This is a genomic window from Streptomyces sp. NTD91 (genome assembly GCF_059510455.1).
Map to the genome: position 1 here is coordinate 1 of NZ_JCAJZW010000047.1, position 20,207 is coordinate 20,207.

The 20,207-nt window shown below is 73.2% G+C and carries 20 protein-coding genes; 8 read left to right on the plus strand and 12 right to left on the minus strand.

Annotated features, from left to right (window positions below; all coding sequences use genetic code 11):
- Nucleotides 1-655: TMEM175 family protein (locus tag AC5WRT_RS32555; RefSeq protein WP_496098290.1), on the plus strand; the 655-nt coding region annotated here is incomplete at its 5' end.
- 316 nt (nucleotides 656-971) lie between these two features.
- Here the strand turns inward: AC5WRT_RS32555 and AC5WRT_RS32560 are convergent.
- The 5 genes from AC5WRT_RS32560 to AC5WRT_RS32580 form a co-directional block, all read right to left on the minus strand.
- Nucleotides 972-1,394, minus strand: a complete 423-nt coding sequence (locus AC5WRT_RS32560) for an acyl-CoA thioesterase (protein ID WP_496098291.1) — start codon at nucleotides 1,392-1,394, stop codon at nucleotides 972-974.
- Between the two features lie 51 nt (nucleotides 1,395-1,445).
- A complete protein-coding gene (locus AC5WRT_RS32565) occupies nucleotides 1,446-2,069 on the minus strand; it encodes a hypothetical protein (protein WP_496098292.1) in 624 nt (207 codons plus the stop codon).
- A gap of 108 nt (nucleotides 2,070-2,177) precedes the next feature.
- Nucleotides 2,178-2,780 (minus strand): histidine phosphatase family protein, encoded by a 603-nt coding sequence (locus AC5WRT_RS32570; RefSeq protein ID WP_496098293.1) that lies wholly within the window; start codon nucleotides 2,778-2,780, stop codon nucleotides 2,178-2,180.
- A gap of 35 nt (nucleotides 2,781-2,815) precedes the next feature.
- Nucleotides 2,816-3,976 (minus strand): serine hydrolase domain-containing protein, encoded by a 1,161-nt coding sequence (locus AC5WRT_RS32575; protein ID WP_496098294.1) that lies wholly within the window; start codon nucleotides 3,974-3,976, stop codon nucleotides 2,816-2,818.
- An 86-nt stretch (nucleotides 3,977-4,062) separates the two neighbouring features.
- The gene (locus AC5WRT_RS32580; protein WP_496100867.1) at nucleotides 4,063-5,838 is read right to left on the minus strand and encodes a trypsin-like serine peptidase; all 1,776 of its coding nucleotides are present in this window, start codon (nucleotides 5,836-5,838) and stop codon (nucleotides 4,063-4,065) included.
- A gap of 136 nt (nucleotides 5,839-5,974) precedes the next feature.
- Between AC5WRT_RS32580 and AC5WRT_RS32585 the strand changes: the two genes are divergently transcribed.
- Nucleotides 5,975-6,175, plus strand: a complete 201-nt coding sequence (locus AC5WRT_RS32585; RefSeq protein WP_496098296.1) for a hypothetical protein — start codon at nucleotides 5,975-5,977, stop codon at nucleotides 6,173-6,175.
- Nucleotides 6,176-6,304: 129 nt separating this feature from the next.
- Here AC5WRT_RS32585 and AC5WRT_RS32590 read toward each other — a convergent pair whose 3' ends face one another.
- Entirely contained in the window at nucleotides 6,305-7,513 is a 1,209-nt protein-coding gene (locus tag AC5WRT_RS32590; RefSeq protein ID WP_496098297.1) for a pyridoxal phosphate-dependent aminotransferase, read from the minus strand.
- An 81-nt stretch (nucleotides 7,514-7,594) separates the two neighbouring features.
- Here AC5WRT_RS32590 and AC5WRT_RS32595 point away from each other — a divergent pair, with 81 nt between their 5' ends.
- On the plus strand, nucleotides 7,595-8,221 hold the full coding sequence (locus tag AC5WRT_RS32595; protein WP_496098298.1) for a winged helix-turn-helix transcriptional regulator: 627 nt from the start codon (nucleotides 7,595-7,597) through the stop codon (nucleotides 8,219-8,221).
- Nucleotides 8,222-8,422: 201 nt separating this feature from the next.
- Here AC5WRT_RS32595 and AC5WRT_RS32600 read toward each other — a convergent pair whose 3' ends face one another.
- The 3 genes from AC5WRT_RS32600 to AC5WRT_RS32610 are packed head-to-tail and all read right to left on the minus strand — an operon-like array spanning nucleotide 8,423 to nucleotide 12,012.
- A complete protein-coding gene (locus AC5WRT_RS32600) occupies nucleotides 8,423-9,226 on the minus strand; it encodes a hypothetical protein (RefSeq protein WP_496098299.1) in 804 nt (267 codons plus the stop codon).
- Entirely contained in the window at nucleotides 9,226-10,488 is a 1,263-nt protein-coding gene (locus AC5WRT_RS32605) for a VWA domain-containing protein (protein WP_496098300.1), read from the minus strand. The genes AC5WRT_RS32600 and AC5WRT_RS32605 overlap by 1 nt, the downstream gene beginning before the upstream one ends.
- Before the next feature lie 24 nt (nucleotides 10,489-10,512).
- Nucleotides 10,513-12,012: an IucA/IucC family protein gene (locus AC5WRT_RS32610; RefSeq protein WP_496098301.1), complete on the minus strand. Its 1,500-nt coding sequence runs from the start codon at nucleotides 12,010-12,012 to the stop codon at nucleotides 10,513-10,515.
- A gap of 84 nt (nucleotides 12,013-12,096) precedes the next feature.
- Between AC5WRT_RS32610 and AC5WRT_RS32615 the strand changes: the two genes are divergently transcribed.
- Entirely contained in the window at nucleotides 12,097-13,611 is a 1,515-nt protein-coding gene (locus AC5WRT_RS32615) for an IucA/IucC family protein (RefSeq protein WP_496098302.1), read from the plus strand.
- 7 nt (nucleotides 13,612-13,618) lie between these two features.
- Here AC5WRT_RS32615 and AC5WRT_RS32620 read toward each other — a convergent pair whose 3' ends face one another.
- A complete protein-coding gene (locus AC5WRT_RS32620) occupies nucleotides 13,619-14,371 on the minus strand; it encodes a CAP domain-containing protein (RefSeq protein ID WP_496098303.1) in 753 nt (250 codons plus the stop codon).
- Between the two features lie 778 nt (nucleotides 14,372-15,149).
- Between AC5WRT_RS32620 and AC5WRT_RS32625 the strand changes: the two genes are divergently transcribed.
- Together AC5WRT_RS32625 and AC5WRT_RS32630 are read left to right on the plus strand one after the other, a co-directional pair.
- Nucleotides 15,150-15,302, plus strand: coding sequence for a hypothetical protein (locus AC5WRT_RS32625; RefSeq protein WP_496098304.1), 153 nt, complete (start codon nucleotides 15,150-15,152; stop codon nucleotides 15,300-15,302).
- Between the two features lie 239 nt (nucleotides 15,303-15,541).
- Complete coding sequence (locus tag AC5WRT_RS32630) at nucleotides 15,542-16,429, plus strand: hypothetical protein (protein WP_496098305.1); 888 nt, start codon at nucleotides 15,542-15,544, stop codon at nucleotides 16,427-16,429.
- A 334-nt stretch (nucleotides 16,430-16,763) separates the two neighbouring features.
- Here the strand turns inward: AC5WRT_RS32630 and AC5WRT_RS32635 are convergent, their stop codons facing one another.
- Nucleotides 16,764-16,946 (minus strand): hypothetical protein, encoded by a 183-nt coding sequence (locus AC5WRT_RS32635; RefSeq protein ID WP_496098306.1) that lies wholly within the window; start codon nucleotides 16,944-16,946, stop codon nucleotides 16,764-16,766.
- Between the two features lie 285 nt (nucleotides 16,947-17,231).
- Between AC5WRT_RS32635 and AC5WRT_RS32640 the strand changes: the two genes are divergently transcribed.
- Both AC5WRT_RS32640 and AC5WRT_RS32645 read left to right on the plus strand, forming a co-directional pair.
- Nucleotides 17,232-18,146 carry a HipA family kinase gene (locus AC5WRT_RS32640; protein WP_496098307.1) on the plus strand — a complete coding sequence of 305 codons (915 nt, stop codon included), beginning with the start codon at nucleotides 17,232-17,234 and terminating at the stop codon, nucleotides 18,144-18,146.
- Between the two features lie 10 nt (nucleotides 18,147-18,156).
- A complete protein-coding gene (locus tag AC5WRT_RS32645; RefSeq protein WP_496098308.1) occupies nucleotides 18,157-18,432 on the plus strand; it encodes an Rdx family protein in 276 nt (91 codons plus the stop codon).
- Between the two features lie 3 nt (nucleotides 18,433-18,435).
- Here AC5WRT_RS32645 and aceB read toward each other — a convergent pair whose 3' ends face one another.
- Nucleotides 18,436-20,061, minus strand: a complete 1,626-nt coding sequence (aceB, locus tag AC5WRT_RS32650; protein ID WP_496098309.1) for a malate synthase A — start codon at nucleotides 20,059-20,061, stop codon at nucleotides 18,436-18,438.
- Nucleotides 20,062-20,207 lie beyond the last annotated feature (146 nt).

The window sequence follows — 20,207 nt, forward strand, 5'->3', positions numbered from 1 at the left end:
CGCCCGCGCGTACGGCAGTCTTGGGCGCATGCCCATGAACGAGTCCGGCCGCGTCGAGGCCTTCAGCGACGGGGTGTTCGCCATCGCCATCACCCTGCTCGTGCTGGACATCAAGGTGCCGGGGACGGCAGACCACGGCGGCCTGTGGCACGCGATCGGCGCGCAGTGGCCGTCGTACGCCGCCTATGGGGTGAGCTTCCTCGTCATCGGCATCATGTGGGTCAACCACCACCAGTTGTTCAGTTACGTCACCCGGGTCGACCGGCCGCTGATGTTCCTGAACCTGCTGGTGCTGATGGTGGTGGCCGTCGTGCCCTGGCCGACCGCCATGCTCGCCGCGTACCTGCGCGAGGACGCCGCCTCGCACGCCGCGGCCGCGGTCTACAGCCTGGTCATGGTCGCCATGGCGCTCACCTTCCAGGCCCTGTGGTGGCACCTCACCCGCACCGGCCATCTCTTCGACGACCGGGTGGACACCGCGGCTGCCCGCGCCACCCGCCTCCGGTTCGCCCTCGGCTCCCTCGGCTACCCCCTCACGGTGGGCCTCGCCTTCGTGTCCGCGCCCCTCACCCTGGCCGCGCACGGTCTGCTCGCCCTCTACTACGGCTTCAATCAGGTACCGGTACCGCTCCGCCGGGACCCGGCCACGCCATGAGGTCCGCCGGCGGCTCCGGGTGACCACGGGGGCAGACGCGGAGGCAGTGCACCGAACCGGAGCGCGGCATCGAGGGCATCGGCCGCCGGATGCTCGCCCTCACCCGGCGCGAACCGGAGCGCGACGGCCTGGGCACCCGCACGGTGGATCCGGACGTGCGCCCGAGGCCGAGTACGAACGCACGGCCACGGCGCACGAGTCGACCGGCCCCCTGCGACGGCTCACCGGGTGCGCCGAGCGGAACCGGGTGCACATCGCCGAGGCGTGCGCGACCCACGACGCCGAGCACCGGCCCGAGCCGCTCGACGCACAGGCTCTACAGGCCGAACAGAGTGAGGTCCGTCGTCAGCTCCTTGAACACCTCCCGCGGATCGGCGACCAGCTTGCGCTCCTTCAGGTCCATCAGACCGCCCACCGCGCCGACCTCGGCCGCCAGGGTGCCGTCGGTCCTGCGCATCTCCTGCACGATCCGGAAGGTCTTGCCGCCGCTCCACTCGAACGCGCAGGTCACGTCGACCTCGTCACCGGCGAGCAGTTCGCGCCGGAAGCGGATGGTCGTCTCCAGCGCCACCGGACCCACCCCGCGGCCCATCAGCCGGGCCTGGCTTATCCCTGCCGCCTGGAGCAGCGACCAGCGGGCGTGCTCCGCGTAGTTGAGGTACACGGCCTGGTTGAGGTGTCCCTGGGTGTCGGTCTCGTAGCCCCGGACGGTCACACGGACGGAAAACGGTTCGGCCACTGTTTGCCTCTCTCGCGTCGGATCTCCGGTCGGTCGATCTTGGCACGCCGCTCAGACCCGGCGCGGCGAGGCCAGCAGATAGCGCAGCCCCGTGCGCGGTTCGGTGTACTCGCCGGGCTGCCAGCCCGCGCGCTCCAGCGTGGCCGCGCAGGCCGCCAGGCTCTCCGCGTCCGGCGCGTACACCGCGACCGCCTCCGGCTGCGGGGTGGCCCGCACGCGGTACCCGTCCGCCTCCCCGCCTGCCGGACGGTGCCCGGCCGCCTCCAGGGCGAGCGCGGCCGACCGCACCAGATGGGTGCGCTCCCAGCCGCACGGCCGGTCGGCCGCGCCGTCGGGGTTGGTCATCCGGCGCAGCTCCAGCAGTCCCTGCCAGGCGCTGTGCACCTCACGCGGCCGCGCCGCACCGTCCGCCGGCGGCTCCTTCTCGCCCCCGGCCCGCGCCATGAACACCCCCGCGTCCCGCGCGGGCTCCTCCGGCGCCGCCCGCGACACCGCCTCCCGGATCCGGTGGCCCGCCGGTGTCAGGAAGTGCTCGTGCGGCGGTCTCGGATGCCGGAAGGCCAGGCCCCGCCTCACCAGCGCCGCCAGCTGCGCCTGTGTGCCGCGCAGCCGCCCGGTCACCGGATCGGCGGCCTCGATCACCCGCCGCTGTGCGGCGCTCGGCGGTCGGCTCACGGCTCACCCCCATCCGCTCCCGTGTTCTGCCCCGGGCAGCCCGTCGGACGGCCCCATGCGCAGACTACGGCGGGGGTCCGACAACGGGACCTTCGCCCGCCGCGGTCCTCACTCCTCCCGCGGCCGGATGTTCCACCCGGCCAGCACCGGACGCCCGTGCTCCGTACCGAGGCGGCCCAGCGCCCCTGTGCCGAGCAGGAACAGGGCGCCGTGCCGGGGCGGCAGGCCGAGGCGGCGGGCGGTGAGGACGCGGAGGAAGTGGCCGTGGGCGATGAGGACGACGACGCCCTCGGTGTCGGTGAGTGCGGCGTCGGCCTTGGCCAGCATCCGGTCGGCGCGCTCGCCGACCTGTTCCGGGGTCTCGCCCGGATGGTCCGGCGGCCCCGGCGCCACCCCGTCCGTGAACAGGTACCAGCCGGGCCGGCTCCGCTGGATCTCCACGGTGGTGACGCCCTCGTACCCGCCGTAGTCCCACTCCTGCAGGTCGGCGTCGACCCGGGCGTCCGGGATCCCGATCAGCTCGGCGGTCTCCCGGGCCCGCTGCGCAGGGCTGACGAACGCGGCCCCGATGCGGTGCGAACGGACCAGCGGCGCCAGCCGGCGCGCCTGCTCCCGCCCGTGCTCGGTCAGGGGCACGTCGGTCCGCCCGGTGTGCCGTCCGGACCGCGACCACTCGGTCTCGCCGTGCCGGACGAGAAAGAGGTCACCCACGTCCGCGCCCTTCCCGCTCGTCTGTCAGTACCGTGTCACAGGCAACCGGCCGCCCGCAGGACGGACTCGGCCAGACGGCCGTTCTCCAGGGCGGCGCCCACCCCGGAGGGGAAGGCGAACCGGCGCCGGGTGTAGGCGTACGCGATGCCGTTCGCCGGGTCGGCGTAGCCGAGCGAGCCGGTCGCGCCGCTGTGCCCGAAGGTGCCGGCGTCGAGGAACGGGTAGAGCCCGGGGGTGTGCTCGAAGCCGCGCGCGAAGTGGTTCTCGCTGCCGGTGACCAGGTCCGGCCCGCCCGGCGTGCGCAGCTCGGCGAACCGGGCCGCGGTCTCGGGGGTGAGCAGCGGCGGCCTGCCGTCGACGGTGCTGATGGCGGCCGCGAACATTCCGGCGACCCCGCGTGCGTTGCCCACGCCGCCCGAGGACGCCGGTCCGAGCGCCTTCACCCGGGGGTGGTTGCCGAAGGCCACCAGGTCGATCGGCTCCGGCCCGTGCGCGCCGAACGCGATGCCACGGAAGCTGTCCGGAGCCGCCGCCCGCTCCTTCAGCAGCACGGCCTCCTCCGGGGTCGGCACCAGCGGCTGCACGTCCACCCAGCGCGGCTCCGCCTCCGCCGGCAGCCCCAGGTAGTAGTCGAGGCCGTACGGCGCCCGGATCCGCTCCTCGTACAGTTCCTGGATCGACCGGCCGGTCACCCGGCGCACCACCTCGCCGGTCAGGGCGCCGACGACGAAGGCGTGGTAGCCCCAGGCGGTGCCCGGCTCCCACAGCGGTTCGCGCCCTGCCAGCCGGGCCGCGGTGACCCGGTCGTCAGCCAACTCCTCCACGATGAAAGCCTGTTCGGCGTCGCCGACGAGACCGGCCCGATGTTCCAGCAGCTCGCCCAGCGTCAGCCGGTCCTTGCCGTGCACGCCGAACTCCGGCCAGTAGAAGGCGACTTCGCGATCCAGGTCGAGCACACCGTCCTGTACCAGCAGGGCGACGACGAGGTGCGCGGCGCCCTTGGCGATGGAGTACAGGGTCGTCAGCGAGTCCCCGTCGATGCCGTCGCCGCCCCACAGGTCCACCACGCGCCGCCCGTGCCGGAACACCACCAGCTGCGCGCCCGGATCGTCCCGTTCCCCGGCGAGTACGGCCGCGAACTCCTCGCGTACGCCCTCGAATCCGTCCGCCACCGTTCCGTGCACATCGATCCGCATGTGTCGTTCCCCCTGTCCGGTCCGTCGGCGACGGGGATCGTCAACGCGGGGCCGCGGCCGGACATTCCCGCGAGCCCCGCCGACGCTCAGGTGCCCGGCGGGACCAGGGTGTTCTCGGTGCCGAGAGCCTTCGCACCGGTGTCGGCGTACAGCGAGGTCTCGCCGTCGGACCAGCGCACGACCAGGTCGTCGCGGACGTGGTCGGGGGTGAGGTCGCCGGTGGTCATGACCTGGGCGTGCTGCCAGGTGCCGTTCGGGCCGCGCAGCTGCGACCGGGTGCCGAGCCCGGAGGCGGAGACGCCGGTGCGGGTGTCGAGCGAGCCGTCGGACCAGCGTACGAGCAGGTCCGCGCCGGCCGTGCCCTTGAGAGCGCCGCCGCTCAGCAGCGCGGCCTTGGTCCAGGTGCGGTTCGCCCCGAGGAGCCGCTTGCCGGTGCCGAAGGAGCCGGAGCGGATTCCCGTGTACAGCATCAGACTGCCGTCGGACCGGCGCGCCAGCAGATCGGTCGCGCCCGTGGCCGCGTGGAACTGCCCGGCGGTGAGCTGGACGACGTTCTTCCAGTCGGAGCCCTGCTTCGCCATCCGTACCTCACGGCCCACTCCGGAGGGTCCGAGGGCCGGGTAGAGGGTGACCTCGCCGTCGGACCAGCGCACCAGCAGGCCGGGCCGGCCCCCGCCGAACGTCCCGCCGGCCACGCTGCGGGCGTGCGTCCAGGTGGTGTTGGCCTTCAGCAGTCGCTTCTCGGCCCCGAATCCGCCCCGGCCGTCCCCTGGATACAGCGTGACCCCGCCGTCGGACCAGACGACGAGCAGGTCGCCGAGGCCGTCGCCGGTGTAGTCGGCGGAGGTCATCAGCGCGGCGCTCTTCCAGCGGGCGGCGCCGCCGGGCAACTGCAGCCCCTGGTACGGCGGCAGGCCGGAGGGCGGGTCCTGGCCGGCGACCGCGTCCGCGAGCAGGTTCGCGGCGTCGGTGCCGAAGGCCGGGGCGTAGCTGACGTAGTCGACGTTCGCGTCGTTGCCGCCACCGTTGTAGCCGCCGAGGTTGCCTATGACGTGGCCGGTGCGGGCGCCGTCCTGGTAGTCGGTGATCCAGGGGCTGCCGGACGTGCCGCCGTAGTAGCCGCCGCACGTCATGGACATCTGGCGGTAGCCGGGCAACTGGGCTGTCGGTACCGTGCACTTGACGGCCTGCCCGGTGCTGTTGTGGGCGTAGGAGGGATATCCGACGACGGTGACGTTCCTCTGCGTGTAGCCGCCGGGCCGGGTGAACGTCAGTCCGCCGCCCACCGCGTCCTGGAGGTTCTGCCCGTTCTGGTTGGGCGAGACGCGGGCGAATGCCGTGTCCAGGTCGGACGAGGGGCCCTTGGTGGTCGACGACCCCTTGTCGGGCGTGTACCGCGGGTCGATGTAGATGTGCTGGATGTGGAAGATGCCGTACGGCTGCTGGTCGGGACCGGCGCCCTGGGCGAACTGCGGGACGAAGACGTAGTCGCCCTTCATGTTCAGCGCGCAGTGGGCCGCGGTGAGGACCACGTTCCGTACGGCGGTGTCGATGACACTGCCGGTGCAGTGCCAGGTGGTGCCGCCCGGCCCGTCGGACCCGAAGAACGTCCCGACCAGCGGCGTCCCCTTGAACAGGGTGCCCTGCGGCCGGTTCGCCCCCGCGAGTCCCGGTCCGCTGCCGCCCGGCGCGGCACGTCCGGCGTCCAGCGGCCCGGCCTCCGCCATTCTTCGCGCGGTCCAGAACCGCGCGGCCTGCCGGGCCTCCCGTCCTGCGGCCGGTCCCGGCCACGAGGACGCCGTCGCCCGCCCCGCGGGCGCCGCGAGCCCGGCCGCCGCCCCGCACACCATGGCCACGGCCACGGCGGTCCAACGTATTCGGTACGACAACGACACCTTTACCCCCGGTCGTTCCCCCTGGTCATGTGGAACCGGGCCCATCTGGGCCGGTTCCTGATCACAAGTGGTGATCTTCGCACGGGCACCGCCGGAGGGACCAATGGCGTCGGGCCTCGCCCGAGTGATCGGCGGTGTACGTGAGGAAGGGCACGGGAAGTCCCCGCGCCCGCCGGCCGGGCGGCTGGACGCCCGGGGCGGGCCTCACGGCACGGAGGCGGACGAGACCGCCGTACCGCTCGTGGCCGGACTCGCCGCGCGGGCGGTGCGGCACGGGCGGAGGGAGGGACGCACCCTGCGGTGAGGCTCACCCTCGTCCCCGGCGGCCCGGCACTTCGCCTGGGGGTCACGGCCCTCGGCCCGACCGTCGCCCGCCCGCTTTCCCCCCGCACGGCCGCCGGCGTTCCCGGGGGCGGGGCGGTCCTCGGGCGAGTCACTGCCGGTAGCCGCCGAGGAACCGTCCGATCCGGCCGATCGCCGCCTCCAGGTCCTCCGCGTGCGGGAGGGTGAGGATGCGGAAGTGGTCGGGGGAGGGCCAGTTGAAGCCGGTGCCCTGGACCACCTGGATCTTCTCGCGGAGCAGGAGGTCCAGCACGAACCTCTCGTCGTCGTGGATCCTGTGCACCTTGGGGTCGAGGCGCGGGAACGCGTACAGCGCCCCCTTGGGCTTCACGCACGACACGCCGGGGATCTCGTTCAGTTTCTCCCAGGCCACGTTCCGCTGCTCGTGCAACCGTCCGCCGGGCAGGGTGAGTTCGCGGATGGACTGACGGCCGCCGAGCGCGGCCTGGATGGCGTACTGGGCGGGTGCGTTGGCGCACAGGCGCATGGAGGCCAGCATGGTCAGGCCCTCCAGATAGTCCTTCGCGTGCTGCTTGGGGCCCGTCACCACCAGCCAGCCGGAGCGGAAGCCCGCCACCCGATACGTCTTCGACAGGCCGCAGAAGGTGAGGACGACCAGGTCGGGGGCGAGGGCGGCGGCCGAGTGGTGCACGGCGTCGTCGTAGAGGATCTGGTCGTAGATCTCGTCGGCGAACACCATCAGGCCGTGCCGGCGGGCCAGATCGAGGATGCCCTCGACGACCTCCTTCGGGTAGACCGCGCCGGTCGGGTTGTTCGGGTTGATGACGACCACGGCCTTCGTCCGATCGGTGATCTTCGACGCCATGTCGGCCAGGTCCGGGTTCCAGTCGGCCTGTTCGTCGCAGAGGTAGTGGACGGCCTTGCCGCCGGCCAGGGTGGTGACGGCCGTCCAGAGCGGGAAGTCCGGTGCGGGGACGAGGATCTCGTCGCCGTCCTCGACCAGGGCGGTGACGGCCATGGAGACCAGCTCCGAGACGCCGTTGCCGAGGAACACGTCGTCCACGCCGACGTCCAGACCCAAGGTCTGGTACCGCTGGGCGACCGCCCGGCGGGCCGGAAGAATGCCGCGCGAGTCGGTGTAGCCGTGCGCCTGCGGCAGCATCCTGATCATGTCCTGGAGGATCTCCTCCGGCGCATCGAAACCGAAGGCCGCGGGGTTGCCGGTGTTCAGGCGCAGCACGCTGTGGCCCGCCTCCTCCAGCGCGTTGGCATGCTCGATCACCGGGCCGCGGATCTCGTAACAGACCTCGCCGAGCTTGTTCGACTGCCGGAACTCCATGCGCCCCTCCGGAAACTGGTGTTGCTTGGTTTTACCAAGTAGGCGCTTGGAAAGTCCAACAGGTTGTCTAGACTGCGTCGCATGTCACCTCGCCGAAGCTACGACCAGTACTGCTCCGCCGCCCGCGCCCTCGATCTCGTCGGCGACCGCTGGACCCTGCTGATCGTCCGGGAGCTGCTGGCCGGCCCCCGCCGCTACACGGACCTGCATGCGGACTTGCCCGGCGTGAGCACGGACGTACTCGCCTCCCGCCTCAAGGACATGGAGCGCGACGGCCTCACCACCCGCCGCCGGCTGCCCCCGCCCGGCGCCGCCTACGTGTACGAACTCACGGTCCGCGGGCGTCGGTTGCTGCCGGTGCTCCAGGCCCTCGGCCGTTGGGGGGAGGCCGAGCTGGGGGAGCGGCGCCCAACGGACGCGGTCCGCGCGCACTGGTTCGCACTGCCGCTGCTGCGCGGCCTGGAGGCGGAGGGACTGGTCGAAGTCCGCCTCGAGGAAGGGGACTTCCATCTGCGCGTCGGTGCGCAGGAGGGTCCGGTGTACGGCGACGGCCCGGCACCGGCCGAACCCGACGCCCGCCTGGAGATGGACGCGGCGACCTGCGAGGCGGTCGCACGCGGCGAGCTGGGCCTGCGCGACGCGGTCCGGGAGGGCCGGGTGCCGGTGAGCGGGGACGGCACACTGGCCAAGACGCTGCGGGAGGCGTGAGGCGGGGGCGCTCCGGCAGCGCACTGCGCAGCCCGAGGCGGGGCGCCTGCGCACCGCACGGCGACCGGGTGGAGAACGGGCTGACCGCCGGCCCGCGCGTGCGGACCGGCGGTCAGCCCTGCACCTGTGCCCGCGAGTCGGAGGGGCGGGTGGGCAGGAGGCCGAAGGCCCGCCGGAAGGCGGGCCCTCAGGCATGTCGCGTCACACGCTCGGCGGTATCCGGGACGGCCGCCCGGACCCCCGCGTCAGCGCGTACCCCCCGATCCCCGCGAGGGCCGCGAGTGCACCGCCGACCGCGGTCCACACCCAGCGGTCGGTCCACCAGCCGGAGGACCAGCCGTGGTCGGAGCCGAAGCTGGACAGCACGGCCGTCCTGGAACCGCCCCCGCCGTCCTGGGACTTGACGGCGATCCCGGGAACCAGCGGCTTGCCCAGCGAGCCGTCCACCGCCCCCGCGCCCCCGATGTCCTTGGAGTCGGCGCGGACGTCGACGCTCACCGGCTTGCCGAGGTCGGCGGGGCCGAGGTCCACCACGGTCAGCCGGACGTAGTACGTGCCCGGCAGCGGATCGTCGGCCCACGGCTCCGACCATCCGCGCACGGTCCGCAGCACACAGGCCAGGTGCACGGAGGACGCCCCCGGCTGTGCCGTACGGCTCGCCGCCCCGTACTGGCAGGCCTGCCGGCGCCGCAGTCCGTCGTACACGTCGATCTGCCAGGTCTGGGCCCCGTGCGTGGCGGGCAGCCGCACCGTCGCCCCGACGGTGGGGCGCTGCCCGGTGTCCGCCGGGAACGACCAGTACAGGTAGTCACCGGTGGAACCGGACGCGGTGGCCTGCTGCCCCTGCCGGATCTCCGTCGCCGTACGGAAGGAGGTGCCCGCCCGGCTGGGTGCGCCGCCGGCGCCGGAGGCGCTCGGCGAAGGGCTCGGGGAGTCCGCCGCGGCCGGTCCGGCCGCGAGCCCCAGTGCCAGCATCGCGGCACCCAGCAACCGTGTGATCCGCATCAGTTCGTCCTCCAGACCGCGACCCGCCAGCGTGACAGCCAGCCCCACAGCAGACCGGCGAGGAAGCCGGTCAGCACCAGCGCCCCCAGCAGCCACCAGCCCCGGCCGAGGCCGAACGAGGCCACGTCGTGATGGCCGGACGGGCCGTCCACGACGTCGACCGTCAGCTCCAGCGGCAGGCCCGGCGTCGTCTTCACGCCCGGTGCGGCCGAGAAGGAGTCGGTGACCTCAAGACACACCGTCTCCGCCGTCGCCGTGTCGTCGTCGGTCGCGGGCTTCGGGTAGCGAAGGCCCGTCGAAACGACGTCCGTCCGGCCCGTGCCGGCGGCCTCGCCGCGTACGATCTCCCGTCCGTGCACGGTCACCGCCCGCAGCAGCACCCCGTAGTCGGGGTTCACGGCACGGTCGTCGGCCACGCTCACCGAGGCACGCAGTTCCTTGCCGGGGTCGACGTCGACCTTGTACCAGCGCTGCTGCCCGAACTCCTCACGGTCCGTGTAGAGCCCGGACTTCAGCGTCGGCGCCTGCTCGCACCGCGCCGCGCCCTCGGCGGCCACCGGCGTCACCACCGGATCGGCCGCCCGGTCCACCAACTGTCCGACCCGACCGGACAGTTCCTCCTTGTGCCGTACGTCGGTGTAGGTGCCGCCGGTCGCGTCGGCGATGCAGCTGAGCTGGTCGCGGGTCTTGGCGTCCGGCACCAGGCCGAGGGTGTCGATGGTCAGGCCGATGCCCTTGGCCGCTATCTCGCGGGCCACCTCGCACGGGTCGAGCGGCTGGCAGGTGTCCTCGCCGTCGCTGATCAGGACGATGCGGCGGGTGCCGTCCCCGCCCCTGAGGTCGTCCGCCGCCTTCAGCAGCGCGGGCCCGATCGGTGTCCAGCCGGTGGGCTGCAGCGTCGCCACCGCCGTCTTCGCGTCGGTCCGGTTCAGCGGCCCCACCGGGTACAGCTGCGCGGTGTCCTTGCAGCCCTCCTTGCGGTCGTTGCCGCGATAGTCGGCCCCCAGGGTGCGGATGCCGAGCTGGACCTCCTGCGGGGTCGCGTCCAGCACGTCGTCGAACGCCTGCTTCGCGGCGGCCATCCGCGAGCCGCCGTCGATGTCCCGCGTCCGCATCGAACCGCTGACGTCCAGGACGAGTTCGACCTTCGGGGCGGCCGCCCGCGTCTCGTCGGCGACGGCCCCGCCGGGGAACGCGATCCCGGCCGCCAGGGCGGCGAGCAGAGCACAGACGCCCGCCGCCAGCCGTTGTCTTGTGATCATCGCCGGATCTTATTGATCAGACCGTCATGGCTCCAAAACGAGCGGGTTCGGCAGCGACGCCCACTGGTCGCCCGGGGGCCGTGCAGACAGCCGCATCAGCGTCAGCGCCTTCGCGGGGAGCGGCCCTTGAAGCAGGGCACGCAGGTCGGGAGTGTCGGGCAGGTCCGGTACGGCGGACGCCAGCGCCGCTCCCAGTGCCGGGCCCGAACCCGCGGTGCCAGCCAGGGCGCCCGCCACGAGAGAGCCGAACAGCTTGCGCCGCAGGGCCGTTTCGTCGTCCGTGACCAGACGGCCGGTGAGCGCGGGCGGCGCGATGCCGTGCCGGGTCAGCCGGTCCGGACTGATCCTGATGTCGGCGAGATCGCGGTAGACCAGCCGCAGCGGGGTGCCGTCGGCGGACAGGACGACCAGCAGGTTCTGGCCGTGCGCCTCCAGGGCCACCCCGAGGCCGAGCAGGCACAGCCCCACCGTCAGGGCCAGCCGGGCGAACGCCGCCAGCCAGCCGGGGGACTCGGGCAGCGCGGTGGTGGCGAGCGCGGCCACCGGCAGGACGCGTTCCCCGGATGCCGCGTACACCTCGGGCGACTCCCGCAGCAGCGCGGCCAGATCGGGGGTGTGCGCCGAGACCGCGCCCAGGGTGCGGGTGACGTGCAGCAGGCCGTCGCTGCGGGCGGCCAGTTCCTCGCCGAGCGCGGACAGGGGGGCCGCGGCCTCGACGGAGTACGGGGAGATGTCCCGCACGGACGACGTCAGCCGGGCGCTCAGCGCGGTCTTCACATGGGGGCCGTCCGGCAGCGCGAGGGTGCGCAGGGACAGCAGCGGACGCGCCGGGCGCCAGGGGTCGTACGACCGCCGCAGCACGTGGTCGGCCTGCCAGGGATGCACGGGCAGCAGCAGCCGTCCGCCGTCCCGCAGCTCGCGCGGCCACTCCCCGGTCACCAGGCACTCCCGCGCCGGTACCGGGACCGTCCCCAGCGCCACCACCGGCCGGTGCTCGGGGCCGTAAGCCAACTGGTCCGCCACCGAGAAGCCGGGCCGGGAACGGCAGTTGGGGTGGTACGGATGGCCGTCGGTCACCCGCTGTTCCCACTCCCAGTCGTGTCCCGGCCACTCCTTCGGGTGATCGGCGCCGGCCCGGGAAAGCGCCAACGAGGCCACGCTGTGGTCCAGTTCGGCGGCGAACCCGGCGCCGCCCGGTACGTCGAGAGCGGCCATCAGTCCGGCCGGATCCACCTCGCGCGCCCGGTCCAGGCGGACTCCGGTGACGTACGCGTTCGTGGCGTACGGGTCCGCGTGCGGGCCGTACAGCGTCCGGCCGTCGGCGAGGCGCAGCGCCAGGGTGTGCGCACCCCGCACCCGGCCGGTGATCCACGGCAGCGGCTCATGGGCGAGCGCCCGCCACAGCCGGGTGAGCACCGCGGCGCGCGCACCGGGCAGCTCCGCGGTGAACCGCGGCAGCAGCGCGGGCCGGACGGCGGCCAGTTCCTCGGCCACCCGGGCCTCGGCGGTGGGGGGACGGCGCACGGTCGGCTCCTCGGGTACGCGGGCGCGGACGACGATTCTCGACGACCACAGACATACTGATCGTGACCACCCCGGACGAAACGAATGGATCGCGTGGACTCCTCACCCTCCACCGGAGCGCCCCCCACCGGAGCCGTCGGCGCCCGGGCCGACGCCTACGCGGTCGCGCCCCTGCTCAACTGCCTGCTGCGCGAGGTGGCCGTACCGCTCGACGGCCCCGGTGACCGGCGCGTCCACCGGCTGCCCAGCGGGCGGCTGCTGCGGGTGCGGGCGGGCCGGCGCCCCGCCGACCCGGAGGTGCGTACGGCCGGGGCCTGGCACCGCGTCGGCCACACCGAACTGGTCAAACTGGTCGCCGAGGAGTTGCGCCCGCACACCGGGCTGCCGGGCGGTGATCTGCCCGCCGAGATGATCGACAGCCGGGACGCGGTAGCCGCCCTGCTCACCGCCAGGTCAGGGGCGACGCCGCCCGCGGACCTCTATCTGCGCTCCGAGCAGTCCCTGATCACCGGCCACCCCCACCACCCGGCGCCCAAGGCGCGCGGCGGTGGCCCGGTCGCCTCCTGGCTGCCGTACGCCCCCGAGGCGCACGCCCGTTTCCCGCTCACGCTCCTCGGCGTCCGCGAGGACCAGGTGACCGAGGAGGGCGACACCGCCGGCCTGGACGCGCTCGGCGCGGCCCCGCCCGGTTACCGGCTGCTGCCGGCCCACCCCTGGCAGCTGGAGCTGGTGGGCCGCGAGCTGGCGGCGGCCTTCGCCGACGGCCGCCTGCTCCGCCTCGGCACCACCGCCTTCGACACCTGGCCGACGGCGGCGATCCGCACGGTGTACGAACCCCGGCGCGACCTGTTCCTCAAGTTCAGCCTGGACGTCCGCATCACCAACGACATCCGCCGCCTGTGGCGCCACGACCTGCGCCGACTGCGCCGCACGGACACGGCGGCACGGCACGCCTTCGCGGCGCTGGACCCGCCCGCGGCCTGGCTCGGCGACCGCGGCTACCGCACGGCCGCCTTCGCCTTCGAGGAGCTGGCCGTCCTCGTGCGGGACGGCCTGCGCGGTCATCTGCTGCCCGGTGCCACGCCCCTGCTCGCCGCCGCTCTCGCCGAGGGCTTCGACGGCAGCCCGCTGGCCGCTGCGGCGGACCCGGCGGCCTGGTGGGAGGCCTATCTGTGCCAGGTGGTCCCGCCCGCGCTCACGGCGTTCGACGACCACGGGGTCGTCCTCGAGGCCCATCTGCAGAACACCGTCGTCGCCGTGGACGCAGCCGGTACGCCCGTCCAGGCGCTGTTCCGGGACGCCGAGGGCGTCAAGCTGCTGGCCGACGTGAGCCGGGCGGCGGGCTGGGAGCGGCTCGTGTACTGCCTGGTCGTCAATCACCTCGCCGAGATCGCCGCCGCCCTCGCCGACCACCACCCCGGATTCGACCCCTGGCCGGCGGCGCGCCGCGAACTCGTCCGGCACGCCCTGCCCGAGATCCCCGCCCTGCTCACCTCGCCGACCCTTCCCGGCAAGACGAACCTGCTGCTGCGCTGGACGGGAGCGGGCGGCGCGGACGCCCGCTATCTGCCCCTGCCGAACCCGCTGGCGGACCACTGAGCCGGGGTCACCGGGACGCGCCGAAGTCCTGCGTCCAGTAGCTGCCCGGCTGGGCGAGACCGACCCCGATCTCCTTGAACGAGCAGTTGAGGATGTTCGCCCGGTGTCCGGGGCTGTTCATCCAGCCCGTCATGACCTGTTCCGGGGTGGCGTAGCCGTAGGCGATGTTCTCGCCGTAGGCGCTCCAGATGTAGCCGGCCCGGGTGATGCGGTCGCCGGGGGAGGATCCGTCGGAGCCGGTGTGCGACATGTTCTGGTGGGCCGCCATGTCCGCGCTGTGCGCCTGCGCGGCCTGGGTCAGCTTCGCGTTCACGGTCAGCGGGTGGCAGCCGACCTTGGCGCGCTCGGCGTTCACCAGCTGGACGACGCGTGCGGTGGCCGAGGACGCGGTGGCCGAGGGCGTGGGCTGGGGAGAGCGGGGGGCTGGCGTGGTCGTCCGTGGCGCGGGGGCCGTGGTCTTCGAACTCGTGCTGGGGTGAGTGGTGGGTCCCTGTGCGGGGGACGCGGTGGCCCGCCGGGTGGGCGACGAGGTGGCCTGCTCGGTGGCGGGAAGGCGATGGCCGTTGCGGTGGTGATGGTGCCGGTGACCGTGGTGCTGCTGCGTCCGGGACGTGGTCGGCGTGGCGGCGTCGGACCGGTCCGCACCGCCGTACGGCCAGTCGGAACAGGCCAGGGCGACGGACGGCACGCCCACGGCTCCGATGGCGACGGCGGTGACGACTATGCGCCGGTAGTGCTGCGTCTTGCGGTGCTTGGCCATTCGTCAACCTCGTTCGGTGATCGCGGGGCGCTCATTTTCGGGAGGGCTTCACAAGGAGCGCAAAGGGCACCTCTACTAGGGGAGGCAGTAGAGGAAGACGCCTCTTGTCAGGCGGGCACAGAGGTGCCGTGTTCGCGGCCGCGATGTTTGCAGAGGTCTGATGGTTCGTCAGGTGGACTGCCATGGCGACGGATACGGGGGCGGCCCGGCCTGAGGTCGTGTCGTGGCCGGAGGAACGGTCGGCGTCGGCGGCAAGCCGGACAAATCCCATATGCCGGCGGAGTCCCACCTACTAAGCCGGATGCCTAGGTGCCGAGCAGGCTGTGAGGGATGTCACGCCCTCGTGCCTCCGGCGGGACCGGACCCGCCGGAGGCACGGTGGGCGGCGGTCGTGGATGTCGGTGCCGTTGGTGTCCTCGGCCTCGTCGTCGCCCCGCGCGGCGGCTACGCCACGACCATCCCCTCGAAGTTCCTCAGCGCGACGGCAAGTCGGTGTGGCCGCGGTCCAACGTCCGTCCCCGCGACGGCGGTCGCCCGGCGAACGACAGCCACGTCTCCTGCAAGGCGTGGGGGCGCCGGACCGGTGACGCCACCACCGCTGTCTCCGCACCTCGTGGAGCGAGTACACCTTCGAGTTCTGCGCGTCACCCACCCCCGGCCCGGATCTGATCCCGGTGTCGTGGTCGCACGCGTGAAGCATGTGAGCTGCGGCATTGCCCAGGGAGCGGCGAGCCCGCACGATGTGGCGGACCAGGAGCGTCAAGGAAAGCAGCTCATCATGGGTGATCATGTGCATGTGCGACTCAGGCAGGGGCTGAGCGTGTCGGAGGACGGCGAACTGGTCGAGCACTCGCGCTGCCGCTGTGGGGCGACCTTCACCAGGGTGTTCGACGCCGACGGCGGGGAACCGGAGCGTTCGAGCCGGCCCTGAGGCCCTGCGAGCGGGCACCCTCACCCGCATGGCCGAACCGCCGGCACACCGTCCGCGGGGCCGGGAGGGCGCAGGGCGGGCCGGGCTCCCGCACCGTCGCCGGCCCCGGCGAGCGCGCTCCCGACGGGTGATCTCGGCGCGGGTCCCGCAGGATGTTGCCGGCTGCTCAGCCGCAGGGGGACGGCCGGCTGGGCGGCCGTGGACGCCCGCCCGATCTCCGTACGCAGGGAGCAGCCCCCATGGCGATGACGCAGACCTTGATACCGGCGCTCGAGGATGCCCACCACGCCCACGCCGCGGCCCGCGACCGGCTGCGTGCGGACGCGGCTCTCGCGCCGCCCGGCCCGCACCGGCAGATGCTCGAGCGGCGGGCCGACGACATGCAGGACCACGTGCACCGCATCGACCGCCACGTCCGCGGACTGCGGCCCCGCGGACTGCTCGGCGGCGCGACCGACGTGACACGGTTCGCCGCCCGGATCACCTGGAGAACGGTCACGCTCCCGCTCACCCTCGGGCAGAGGACCGTGACCGGGGTGATGCGCGGGCACGGGCCGGCCGACGAGCGGCAGGTGCTGACGAACACCGAGGACGAGTACGCCGTCGCGGCGCGGGCGCTGGCCGCCGCCCGGGTCGGCGAGGTCCTCGCCGGGCAGGCCGAGGACCGCGCCGCCCTCGACCTGCTCCGGGAGATGGGTCACCTGGACGAGGAGTTGCTGGCCGCGCTCGAGGACAGCCTCGCCCGGCAGGCCCGCTCCGTGGCCGCCGCGAGCGACGGCTTCCGCGTGGAACAGCCGACGGACGGCGGCCTCGTCCGCACGGCCGCCCGCCCGCTGCGCGCCGTCGCCGAGCGGCTGCGCCACCTGACGCACCCCGGCGCCGAGGAGCAGCAGGCGGCGGGCACACCCGGGGTGAGCGCCGCCGCCGAGCAGATCCAGGGAGCGGTCAGCACCGAGGAGAGCCTGCCCATCGTCGGCTTCAGCCAGCTCAGCGTCGAGGAGATCGAACGGCGCCTGCCCGGACTGCCCGAGGCCGATCTGCACGTCCTCGAGGGGTACGAGCGCACCCACGCCCAGCGCAAGGGTGTTCTGGAGGCCATCGACCGGCTCGGCTCCAGTGGGCGCTGAGCGGGGCCGGCAGCCGAACACGTCCGACGCCCGATACGGGAAGGGCGACCCGCCGTGACATCCGCCGTCGTGATTCCCCCGGTCCGGCTCCTCGCCCGTCTCGCGCCCGGCGTGCAGCGGAGTTGCAGGGCGTGTGTCCGGCGGACGCGTCCGCCGGACACACGCCCTCCCGGAGCAGTCCGCTCACCGCCCGTCCCGGCGCCGGGACCGCACGGCTGCGGCGTCGCACGACGCGCCGGGCCCGTACCGGGCAAACGCGGAGCCGGCGCTCCTCCAGCCGTCTGCCGTCTGCCGGGCGCACCGTACGCAGGTGCGGTCCGCGGACTCCCGTACCTCACTCCCGCGGCGAACAGGCCGCGGTCGGCTCGGCAGGCACCGGATCCGGCGTGGGTACGTCCGTCGCGGCGTCCGGCCCCTCCGTCCCGGCGGGGCCGCAGGAGGCCAGCACCGAGGCGGTCAGCGCGGCTGCGAAGCTCCGTCCGCTGCTCTTGAGGGTGCGGATCTGCTGGGTGTCCATAGCTGATGCCTTCTGCACTGGCCGGCGCGGGCGGAACCGGCGCCCGGGCTCCGAGTCGCCGGCGGCCGTACGTCCCGCGACAACCCGCCAACGATCCGCCCGCGGGCAGGATGCGCCCACGCCACCCGAACAGGCCAACGCGCGCACGCGGACGCGTCGGGCCGCAGCTCCCGCCGCGTGCGCACGTGGGCGCGGCGTCAAGGCCGTCCTCCCCGGTCTCACGGCCGGTCACTATGCTCGCTCCATGCCGGAGGCCGGAAGCGAGCGACCCATGGGGGCCTTGAGATGCTGAGAGAGGTCACCGCGACCCGCTACGTCGCCCCCCTGCGGTCCGGCGGCTCCGTGCCCGGCATCGTCGAGGCCGACGACCTCGGCACGTACGTCGTGAAGTTCACCGGTTCGGCGCAGGGCCACAAGGCGCTGGTGGCCGAGGTGATCGTCGGCGAGCTGGCCCGCGCGCTCGGTCTGCGCTTCCCCGAGCTGGTACTCGTCCACTTCGACCCCGCCGTCGCCGCCGGCGAGCCGCACCAGGAGGTGCGGGAGCTGCACGGTGCGAGCGCGGGCGTGAACCTCGGCATGGACTACCTCCCGGGCGCCCGGGACCTCATCCCCGAGATCGCCGCGGTGTTCCCGGTGGACCCGCTGGAGGCCGGCCGGATCGTCTGGCTGGACGCGCTGACCGTCAACGTGGACCGTACGGTGCACAGCTCCAACCTCATGGTCTGGCCCACCCTCGGCACCGCACCGCCGCGGCTGTGGCTCATCGACCACGGCGCCGCCCTGGTCTTCCACCACCGCTGGGACACCACGGCCCCGGGCAAGAGGTACGACTTCCGCCACCACGCCCTCGGCCACTACGGCCCCGACGTCCGCGCCGCCGACGCCGAACTCGCCCCGAAGGTGACGGGCGAGCTGCTGCACGGGATCCTCGCTCAGGTCCCGGACGCATGGCTCGCCGAGGACGCCGGTTTCGCGACCCCGGACGACGTCCGCGCCGCCTATGCCGACTACCTCCTGGCCCGGGTGCGCCTGTCGCAGGAGTGGCTGCCCACCGACTTCCCGAGCCGCGAGCAGCTCGCGGCCGAGGAGGCCGCCCGCGCGGCGCGGACCCGGGCGGGGCGTCCGGACTGGCTCAAGCGCGTCCCCGACCTGCACGGCAAGCCGGCGGCGGAACAGGACTGGTCGGCGCACCTGGGATGAGGCACATCGGATGACCCATGTCGTACAGATCGAGTACTGCACCCGGTGCCGCTGGCTGCCCCGCGCGGCCTGGCTGGCGCAGGAGCTGCTCACCACCTTCGAGGCCGAGCTGACCGAACTGGCGCTCAGACCCGGCACCGGAGGCGTCTTCGTGGTCCGCGTCGACGGCGAGGTGGTGTGGGACCGCGAGGAACAGGGCTTCCCGGAGCCCACCGCGGTCAAGCGCCTCGTACGCGACCGAGTGGCCCCGGGCAGGCCCCTGGGCCACTCGGAACGCTCGTCGTGAGGCTCAGCCCTTGAGCTGCTGGTATGCCGGCAGAGTGAGGAAGTCGGCGTAGTCCTCGTCCAGGGAGACCTTCAGCAGCAGGTCGTGGGCCTCCTGCCAGTGGCCGGCGGCGAAGGCCTCCTCGCCGATCTCCTGTCGGATGGCGGACAGTTCCTCGGCGGCGACCTTGCGGGCCAGCTCGGGCGTGGCCTTGTCGCCGTTCTCGAACTCGACGCCCGCGTTGATCCACTGCCAGATCTGGGAGCGGGAGATCTCGGCGGTGGCCGCGTCCTCCATCAGGTTGAAGATGGCGACCGCGCCGAGCCCGCGCAGCCAGGCCTCGATGTAACGGATGCCGACCTGCACGGCGTTGACGAGACCCGCGTACGTCGGCCTGGCGGCCAGCGAGTCGACGGCGGTCAGGTCGGCCGCCTCCACGTGGACGTCCTCGCGCAGCCGGTCCTTCTGGTTCGGCTCGTCGCCGAGGACCCTGTCGAAGGACTCCATCGCGATCGGGACGAGGTCGGGGTGGGCGACCCAGGAGCCGTCGAAACCGTCGTTCGCCTCGCGGTCCTTGTCGGCGCGGACCTTCTCGAAGGCCACCTTGTTGACCTCGGCGTCCTTGCGGGACGGGATGAACGCGGCCATGCCCCCGATCGCGTGCGCGCCGCGCTTGTGGCACGTGCGCACCAGGAGTTCGGTGTACGCCCGCATGAACGGGGCCGTCATCGTGACCGCGTTGCGGTCCGGCAGGACGAACCTCGGGCCGCCGTCACGGAAGTTCTTGACGATGGAGAACAGGTAGTCCCAGCGGCCGGCGTTCAGCCCCGAGGCGTGGTCGCGCAGTTCGTAGAGGATCTCCTCCATCTCGTACGCGGCCGTGATGGTCTCGATCAGGACGGTCGCGCGGATGGTGCCCTGCGGGATGCCGACGTAGTCCTGCGCGAAGACGAACACGTCGTTCCACAGGCGGGCCTCGAGGTGCGACTCGGTCTTCGGCAGGTAGAAGTACGGGCCCTTGCCGAGGTCCAGCAGCCGCTGGGCGTTGTGGAAGAAGTACAGGCCGAAGTCGACGAAGGCGCCGGGGACCTGGCGGCCGTCGGCGTCGGCCAGGTGACGCTCGTCCAGGTGCCAGCCGCGCGGACGCATGACGACCGTCGCCAGCTCCTCGTCCGGACGCAGGGCGTAGGACTTGCCGGACCCCGGGTCGGTGAAGTCGATGTTCCGGGTGTAGGCGTCGATCAGGTTGAGCTGGCCGAGGACCACGTTCTCCCAGGTGGGCGCGGAGGCGTCCTCGAAGTCGGCGAGCCAGACCCTCGCGCCCGAGTTGAGCGCGTTGATGGTCATCTTGCGGTCCGTGGGGCCGGTGATCTCGACGCGCCGGTCGTTCAGCGCGGCAGGGGCCGGGGCGACCTGCCAGGAGTCGTCCGCGCGGATCGCGGCCGTCTCGGGCAGGAAGTCGAGCGTGGCGGTGCGGGCGATCTCGGCGCGGCGCTCGGCCCGGCGGGCGAGGAGTTCGTCACGGCGCGGGGTGAACCGCCGGTGCAGCTCCGCCACGAAGGCGAGCGCCGCGTCCGTGAGGACCTCTTCCTGCCGGGGCAGGGGCTCGGCGTCGACGATGGCCAGCGGGGACGGCGCTGGTGCGGACATGAGCTGTCACTTCCTTCAGCGTGGCACCGGGTGCCTAGTGGCACGAACAGGGCGAACAGCGCCGGACTGTGCGGACGGGCGCTTCTGAGCAGTGGATAGTAGTTTCCTCATCGTGGAACTTCAATGGTTTGTTGACGTCGAGATTC

Excerpts from the sequence above, each read along its gene's own strand:
- AC5WRT_RS32575 (WP_496098294.1), bottom strand. The coding sequence starts at position 3,976 with ATGCGGATCGATGTGCACGGAACGGTGGCGGACGGATTCGAGGGCGTA.
- AC5WRT_RS32585 (WP_496098296.1), top strand. The coding sequence starts at position 5,975 with ATGGCGTCGGGCCTCGCCCGAGTGATCGGCGGTGTACGTGAGGAAGGG.
- AC5WRT_RS32590 (WP_496098297.1), bottom strand. The coding sequence starts at position 7,513 with ATGGAGTTCCGGCAGTCGAACAAGCTCGGCGAGGTCTGTTACGAGATC.
- AC5WRT_RS32595 (WP_496098298.1), top strand. The coding sequence starts at position 7,595 with ATGTCACCTCGCCGAAGCTACGACCAGTACTGCTCCGCCGCCCGCGCC.
- AC5WRT_RS32600 (WP_496098299.1), bottom strand. The coding sequence starts at position 9,226 with ATGCGGATCACACGGTTGCTGGGTGCCGCGATGCTGGCACTGGGGCTC.
- AC5WRT_RS32605 (WP_496098300.1), bottom strand. The coding sequence starts at position 10,488 with ATGATCACAAGACAACGGCTGGCGGCGGGCGTCTGTGCTCTGCTCGCC.
- AC5WRT_RS32615 (WP_496098302.1), top strand. The coding sequence starts at position 12,097 with ATGGATCGCGTGGACTCCTCACCCTCCACCGGAGCGCCCCCCACCGGA.
- AC5WRT_RS32620 (WP_496098303.1), bottom strand. The coding sequence starts at position 14,371 with ATGGCCAAGCACCGCAAGACGCAGCACTACCGGCGCATAGTCGTCACC.
- AC5WRT_RS32625 (WP_496098304.1), top strand. The coding sequence starts at position 15,150 with ATGGGTGATCATGTGCATGTGCGACTCAGGCAGGGGCTGAGCGTGTCG.
- AC5WRT_RS32630 (WP_496098305.1), top strand. The coding sequence starts at position 15,542 with ATGGCGATGACGCAGACCTTGATACCGGCGCTCGAGGATGCCCACCAC.
- AC5WRT_RS32635 (WP_496098306.1), bottom strand. The coding sequence starts at position 16,946 with ATGGACACCCAGCAGATCCGCACCCTCAAGAGCAGCGGACGGAGCTTC.
- AC5WRT_RS32640 (WP_496098307.1), top strand. The coding sequence starts at position 17,232 with ATGCTGAGAGAGGTCACCGCGACCCGCTACGTCGCCCCCCTGCGGTCC.
- AC5WRT_RS32645 (WP_496098308.1), top strand. The coding sequence starts at position 18,157 with ATGACCCATGTCGTACAGATCGAGTACTGCACCCGGTGCCGCTGGCTG.
- aceB (WP_496098309.1), bottom strand. The coding sequence starts at position 20,061 with ATGTCCGCACCAGCGCCGTCCCCGCTGGCCATCGTCGACGCCGAGCCC.